This is a genomic window from Belnapia sp. (assembly GCF_059504005.1).
Genome location: NZ_JCACHU010000085.1, coordinates 1 through 4,464, shown reverse-complemented (window position 1 = coordinate 4,464; position 4,464 = coordinate 1). Strand labels below are relative to the sequence as shown.

The following is a 4,464-nucleotide window of genomic DNA, read 5'->3' as shown; positions in this document are numbered from 1 at the left end:
CGCAAGCGCGGGAAGGGACGAATGCGTCCAGGCCCCTGACCCATGCAACACGCTGCCTCGAAGGCCAACTCCCACCAGCCACGTAGGCACCAGCGCCGCCAGCGGTGATAAACGCTGGACCATAGGCCAAGCGCCTCTGACAGGTCGCGCCACGGCGCTCCGGTTCGGCAGATCCGGAGGGCTGCCTCGACAAACCGGCGAAGCGCCACCTCGTCGCGCTTCCATGCGAGTGGGATCCGCTGCAGGACCAGCAGCAACGATGTCCACTGGGCGTCGTCCAGGCTTGTCTTGGTCATGGTCATGTCTCTCGAAAATCAGGGGAACGCCCCAGAACGCCACGCCAGAAATTGATCGGACATCGGGTGGCTCCAACAGGCACTTCGGTGAGGTGAACCAAGGAAATGCTGAAAGGCGAGAACGCCATCACGTTGCGGGTACTCTCCTCCTAAGTGCCCCGGCCTAGCCGCGACTTGCGTTACTCTTGCCCGTCGCGCTCCCTACCGGCTCGGCGCCACGGGACGGGAGGACAATGTCATGGTCCACCACAGCCGACGCGCGCTGCTCGGAGCCGCCTCCCTGGCGTTGGCACGTCCAGCCATGGCACAGAGCGGGGCACCGCGCGCGACCACAATCATCGTGCCATTCCCGGCCGGTGGCAGCGTCGACGCCGTGGCCCGGGCTCTTGCGGAGGGCATGCGGGCAAGCCTCGGCCAACCCGTGCAGGTCGAGAACCGGGCCGGGGGCAACACCGTCATCGGCGCCGAATACGTCGCCCGTGCCCGGCCGGACGGCCAGACCCTGCTCATGGCGGCAGGCACGACGCTCACCATCAATCCCGTGATCCAGCCCAATTTGCCCTACAAGGTCGAGGACTTTGCGCCGGTGATGCTGGTGGCGACCTACCCCTACGGCATCCTCACGCGGGTCCAGGACGGTCCGGCCGACCTGCCGGCCCTGATCGCGGCGGCACGCGCCCGGCCAGGACGAATGACCTACGGCTCCAATGGCCCGACCACGACAACAGACGTCGCCATGCTCATGGTGCTGGAGCGGCTCGGCATCGCCATGCAGGACGTGACGTATCGGGGTGATTCGGAGCAAGTCACGGCCTTTCTCGCCGGCGACCTTGACGTGATGGTCCTTTCGGGACGGATCGCAGCCAACGCGAAACGCAACGGACAGGGCCGGCTTATCGCCTGGACCAGCGGGCGCCGACTGGATGCGGCCCCCGAGGTGCCGGCGGTGGGCGAATACGCTCCGGGGCTGGAGGCGCTGAGCTACCATGGCCTCGTGGCGCCCGCGCGGACGCCGCCCGAGGTCGTGCAGCGCCTCAACGCTGCAGCCGACGCGGCGATGCGGGACGAGCGCACCCGCGCGCGGCTGAGCGCGGAGGGTGAGGTCCTCGCCGGGGGAACGCCCGAGGACTTCACGCTGTTCCTGCGCCGATCGGACGAGCGGTGGCGCCCTGTTCTCCGCCGCCTCGACGTGCCGCGGAACTGAACCGCCTGGTGATTGGACAGCAGGGCGTCGCACCATCACCGGCAGAGCAGTCGGCCAGGACTTTATCGAGCGGGTATCAGGCCTACGGTGGTCTGCGGCTGTCGCTGCGTGTCCGGAAGGCACGGTCATCGCAGCGTCCGGTCACAGAACTTAGGGCGCGGCATGGACGGCCAGGGCAACGCTCCTCGCCGCTGCGGCCGACACCGGCGGTTGTGTAAGGCGCGATATGGACCGTGAGAATTCCCTATCGCTCCACTGATGACTGCCGTTCGGATCGGCAGGGCCGCCCGGCCGGTTCAGCATGCCAGGCAAATCCCTCTTGTTCACCAGCCAAGCCTGGCTCAGCCTGGAGGCAAAACGCGGCTCGGGGCGCCCTGGGCCCCCGCTCTCGTCGCTCAAGGCAAGTCCGGTGCTTCCGCGCGCTGGAATCCGAGATGGAGAGACGACCATGACCATCCACCTCACCCGTCGCGCAGCGCTCGGCGCTGCCGCATCGCTTGCCACACCCGGCCTGTCGCACGCGCAACGCGGCGCTGACCCGCGCGTGCTGCGCTTCGTGCCGCAAGCGGCTTTGACCAACCTCGACCCGGTCGCGTCGCTGGCCGGCGTTGCCGTCAACCATGGCTACTACGTGTTCGACACGCTCTACGGCATCGACGCCCGCATGCGCCCGCAGCCGCAGATGGCAGCGGGCCACGAGGTCTCCGATGACGGCCTCGCCTGGACAATCCGGCTGCGCGAGGGCCTGGTCTTCCACGACGGCGAGCCGGTGCGGTCGCGCGACTGCGCCGCCAGCCTGCGGCGCTGGGGCGGCCGCGACACCTTCGGCCGCACCCTGGCCGCGGTGGTGCGGGACTACGAGACGCCCGACGACCGCAGCCTGGTAATCCGCCTCGCCAAGCCTTTCCCCCTGCTGCTCGACGCCATCGCCAAGGCCGGCACCGCTCCCGCCTTCATCATGCCGGAGCGCCTCGCCGCGACCGATCCGCTGCGGCCGGTGGCGGAGATGATCGGCTCCGGGCCCTACCGCTTCCTGGCGGACGAGTTCGTCGCCGGCAGCCGCGCCGCCTATGCGCGCTTCGACCGCTACCGGCCCCGGGCGGAGGCGCCGGAATGGACCTCGGGCGGCAAGGTGGCCCATTTCGAGCGCGTCGAGTGGCACATGATGCCCGATGCCGCTACCGCCGCCGCGGCGCTGCAAGCGGGCGAGGTCGACTGGTGGGAACAGGTCGCCGCCGACCTCATCCCGGTGCTGCGCCGGTCGCGCGACATCGCCATCGCCAACGGCGACCCGGCCGGCTACCTGGGCGTGCTGCGCTTCAACCACCTGCAGCCGCCCTTCGACAAGCCGGCGGTGCGCCGCGCCGTGCTCGCGGCCGTCGACCAGCCGGACTTCATGGCGGCGGTGACGAACAGCGACCCGAGCGCCTTCAACGTTTGCCACTCTTTCTTTCCCTGTACGACGCCCTATGGCCGGCCGCCGGCGCAGGACCCGATGGCCTCGCCCTCGCTCGACCGCGCCCGCGCTCTGCTGCGCGAGAGCGGCTACGCCGGCGAGCGGGTGGTGATGCTGAACCCGGCCGATTTCACCTCCATCGCACCGCTCGGCCTGATCGGCCAGGACCTGCTGACGCGCATCGGCTTCAACGTGGAGTTCGTCACCACCGACTGGGGCACGGTGCTGAGCCGCACCCTCAACCGCAACCCACCCGCCCAAGGCGGCTGGAACATCTACCCTGTCTGGTGGAGCGGGATGGGCATCGTCACGCCGACGCAGAACGCGCTGATCCGCGGCCAGGGCGCCGGCGGCTGGAACGGCTGGTACGAGAGCGCCGAGATGGAGGCGCTGAACGCCGAATGGCTCGGCGCGGCGGACGAGGCGGCGCGGCTCGGCATCGGCATGCGTATGCAGGATCTCGCCTTCCGCGACGTGCCCAGCGTGCCGCTCGGCCAGTTCTTCATCCGCACCGCCTATCGCCGCTCGCTGACCGGCCTGCTGGAAGGGCCGCGCCCGGTGCCCTGGAATGCAAGGCGCGCATGAACTCCGCCGTGCCGCCGGTCGCCGGCTACCTCGACCGTCTCTCGCGGCGCCCCGGCGAGCGCTTCACCGCCCATGTCAGCCTGCGCGACCCGGCGCCGTGCCGCGTGCGCATCCTGCGCGTCGTCAGCGGCGACCCGAACCCAGCGGGACCGGGCCTCGACCTGCGCCCGGTGCCGGGCCTGGCGGAGATCCGCTTCGAGGGGCGGGACCAGCCGGTGGCGATCGGCTCCTGCGCGGTGATCCGCCGCGGGCCTTGCTTCGCGGCAGCGGAGCCGCGCTGCTGGTCGGCGCTGGTCTGGATGCGCGGCGAGCAGGCGGCGGCGACGGTGCTCTCGGTCGGAGCCGCCGGGATGGCCCTTGCGCTGCGGGCCGGGACGGCCGGCGCAGAGGCCGAGGTGACGCTCGGCGGCGCCACCTGCCACCTGGCGACGGGCGTGGCGCTGGCGCCGCGCTGCTGGCACCGCCTCTGGCTCTCCCACGATCCCTCAACCGGCCGTGTGCTGCTCGGCCAGTCCGGCACGGCGGACGGCGCCGCGACGGCCGAGGGCGACCTGCCCGCGGGCCCGGCGCCTGCGCCGGATGGCGTGGTCGTCGCGGCGCGCGGGCTTGAGGCACGCCGCGACCACTTCACCGGCAAGATCGAGGCGCCGATGGCCGCCGCCGCCTTCGTCACGGCTTGGCCCGCGCCACTGGAGGTGCCGGCCGAAGCCGCCGCAGCCCTCCGCGCCGCCTGGGACTTCGCGCGGGGCATCGGCACCGACACCGTGCAGGACACCGGGCCGGATGGGCTGCATGGCGTGCTGGTGAACGCGCCGACGCAGGCGGTGGTCGGCGCACGGTGGAGCGGCGCGGAAAGCTGCTGGCGCCACGCTCCCGGGGATTATGCGGCGATCCACTTCCACGCCGACGATCTCGAGGATTGC

3 protein-coding genes and 1 pseudogene are annotated in these 4,464 nt (G+C 71.1%); 3 read left to right on the top strand and 1 reads right to left on the bottom strand.

What is annotated here, in order from left to right:
* A partial coding sequence (locus AC5JJ1_RS12720) for a transposase (protein WP_495785477.1) occupies positions 1–302 on the bottom strand: 302 nt, incomplete at its 3' end.
* A 232-nt stretch (positions 303–534) separates the two neighbouring features.
* Here AC5JJ1_RS12720 and AC5JJ1_RS12715 point away from each other — a divergent pair.
* The 3 genes and pseudogenes from AC5JJ1_RS12715 to AC5JJ1_RS12705 form a co-directional block, all read left to right on the top strand.
* Positions 535–1,500, top strand: coding sequence for a tripartite tricarboxylate transporter substrate binding protein (locus AC5JJ1_RS12715; RefSeq protein WP_495785476.1), 966 nt, complete (start codon positions 535–537; stop codon positions 1,498–1,500).
* 448 nt (positions 1,501–1,948) lie between these two features.
* On the top strand, positions 1,949–3,541 hold the full coding sequence (locus AC5JJ1_RS12710; protein WP_495785475.1) for an ABC transporter substrate-binding protein: 1,593 nt from the start codon (positions 1,949–1,951) through the stop codon (positions 3,539–3,541).
* A pseudogene (locus AC5JJ1_RS12705) lies at positions 3,538–4,464 on the top strand (hypothetical protein); the annotation flags it as partial. The gene AC5JJ1_RS12710 and the pseudogene AC5JJ1_RS12705, both read left to right, overlap by 4 nt.

Coding starts and splice junctions, on each gene's coding strand:
- AC5JJ1_RS12710 (WP_495785475.1), top strand. CDS start 1,949: ATGACCATCCACCTCACCCGTCGCGCAGCGCTCGGCGCTGCCGCATCG.
- AC5JJ1_RS12715 (WP_495785476.1), top strand. CDS start 535: ATGGTCCACCACAGCCGACGCGCGCTGCTCGGAGCCGCCTCCCTGGCG.